This window comes from Candidatus Symbiopectobacterium sp. NZEC135, assembly GCF_025962695.1.
Genome location: NZ_JAGFPF010000249.1, coordinates 1 through 2,107 on the forward strand (window position 1 = coordinate 1; position 2,107 = coordinate 2,107).

A 2,107-nucleotide genomic window follows, 5' to 3' on the forward strand; every position below is an offset into this window, starting at 1 on the left:
AACGACGGCAAATCGTGCATTCGGTGCCAACTGCTCTCCGGTGGCAACCTGTAGCCCCTCTTTATCTACCGGAACGGGTGTTAACTCCATCCCCATTTGCTCCAGAAAGTCTCTGCCGGGAAAATAGCCGGGATTTTCATACCAACCACGGTCGCCTGTCCGTAAAACGGTGCGACACAGCAGCTCAAGCGCTCCCTGATAGCCGATGGTAATAAACACCTGCTCCTGCGTGCAGGCGATACCACGAGAAATACCCAGATAGGTGGCGATAGCTTCCCGAAGCGGCGCATATCCGGCCGGATCGGGCTGATTCATCATCGATGACTCAATCATGCGCAGTGTTTGTCCCGACAGACGAGACCATATTTTCCGTGGGAACGCGTCCAGTGCCGGTACACCTGGCTGAAACGGTAAAATATTCCTCACCAGGCGCGTCTGATACGGCTGCGCTGCTGAGGTTCGGCGTTGTTGTAACGGATTTCCGGCGTTCGGCAGTGTCGCCAGTTGAGGCGAGACCCGGGTACCTGCCGCTCCCTTCGTCACAAGATAGCCTTCGCTGACCAGCATCTGATAAGCCATTTCCACCGTTCCCCGTGCTACATGAAGCTCACTGGCGAGATTGCGTATTGAGGGGACGCGTTCCCCCGGGCGCAACCGACCGGCAGTGATGGCATCGCGATATCGCTGATAAAGCTGCAAATAGAGCGGCGTGTCCGGCTGCCAACTGGATGTTGGCATCAGTGCTTCCACGTTATATGTCCTGGTAGTTTAGGTAATTCTTGTCACTGTAGCATAGGTCATTGCGGCGATATATTGCCGCCAGTAGACAGGAGGAACGAATGGCGACATTTGAAGTACACAAGGTTGAAGGCGAACTGGCGCTCCATGCCGCGTACCTATTAATGCGGGAGTTGCGACCACACCTGACCGATGCAGAGAATTTTATAGCCCGTGTTTACCGTCAGGCTGAACAGGGTTATTGCTTGCTGGGCATCTGGCAGGATCAAGCGCTACTGGCTCTGACCGGCTACCGGCACTCGGAAAATCTACTGTACGGGCGTTTTCTGTATGTTGATGATCTTGTGACGGCACCTCGCGCCCGCAGCCACGGTCTGGGCGCGAAATTAATCGATGCTCTGCGCGAAGAGGCGCGCTGTCAGAATTGTACTCACCTGGTGCTTGATACCGCTTTAGGTAATGCGCTGGGCCAACGTTTCTACTATCGACAAGGCTTGCTGGCGGCAGGCATGCACTTTCGCCAGTCCTTGGCATGACGTTTTTTTATAACCGGAGATAACCTGATGAACACCCCACAACGTTTACCGTATTACACCCTTTCCCCGGAAGCCTATAACGGGTTTGCTGAGACCAAAAAGGCACTGAGTAAGAGCAGTCTTGGGAAAGCGCTGATTGAGTTAGTCTGGCTGCGGATCTCTCAGATTAACGGCTGCGCATTTTGCTTGGAGATGCACGCCAAAGCCTTGCGCGCTGACGGTGAAAGCGCCGCGCGACTGGATAGCCTGGCAGGATGGCGCGTCAGCGAATTATTTAGCAAACGTGAACGTACCGCCCTCGCGTGGACGGAGTCTCTGACGCACGTAGATAAAACACATGCACCTGACGAGGATTATGCTCCTCTGAAGGCCTGTTTCAGCGAAGCTGAAATTTCCGATCTGACCTTTGCCATTGCGCTGATGAGTGCATTCAACCGTCTGGCGATCGGCATGCGTCAGTAATCCTTACGTCGGGTTCAGGGAAGCGCCGGAATGGGAAAAAGAATATATGAGTATTCTGCATATCGATTGCAGTCCACGCCAGCGCTCCTGATCGCTTTTAACTGCCGGTACACGATGTACGCCTCGCTGTTTGATAAATTCATCGACTGGCGTTGTTGATAAAATAACCGGGTTGAATGACGTGCTATAATGATTTTGTTGCATACGCCTCTGCTCAAAAGCTGATCTAAGCTTGATGCACCTCTTCTTAAGGATTTGGCATGCTTCAACAAGCAGATATCGAGAATAATCAACAAGCGAACAATGTCATTGTGCTCTATCGCGAGATGGCATGGCTGTCGCTGGTGATCAATCAGGTCATTTGCAGCTAT

General features: G+C 52.8%; 3 protein-coding genes. 2 read left to right on the forward strand and 1 reads right to left on the reverse strand.

All coding sequences use genetic code 11. The features are described 5' to 3' along the window. The coding region (locus tag J5224_RS25490; protein ID WP_264627996.1) for a PLP-dependent aminotransferase family protein at positions 1-738 on the reverse strand (738 nt) is incomplete at its 3' end. 101 nt (positions 739-839) lie between these two features. Between J5224_RS25490 and J5224_RS25495 the strand changes: the two genes are divergently transcribed. Together J5224_RS25495 and J5224_RS25500 are read left to right on the forward strand one after the other, a co-directional pair. Beyond that, positions 840-1,274, forward strand: a complete 435-nt coding sequence (locus tag J5224_RS25495; RefSeq protein WP_264627997.1) for a GNAT family N-acetyltransferase — start codon at positions 840-842, stop codon at positions 1,272-1,274. A 27-nt stretch (positions 1,275-1,301) separates the two neighbouring features. After that, the gene (locus tag J5224_RS25500; RefSeq protein ID WP_264627998.1) at positions 1,302-1,736 is read left to right on the forward strand and encodes a carboxymuconolactone decarboxylase family protein; all 435 of its coding nucleotides are present in this window, start codon (positions 1,302-1,304) and stop codon (positions 1,734-1,736) included. The last annotated feature ends 371 nt before the right edge of the window (positions 1,737-2,107 follow it).

Bases quoted from the DNA above. Each gene is read 5' to 3' on its own strand.
- J5224_RS25495 (WP_264627997.1), top strand. From the start codon at position 840: ATGGCGACATTTGAAGTACACAAGGTTGAAGGCGAACTGGCGCTCCAT.
- J5224_RS25500 (WP_264627998.1), top strand. From the start codon at position 1,302: ATGAACACCCCACAACGTTTACCGTATTACACCCTTTCCCCGGAAGCC.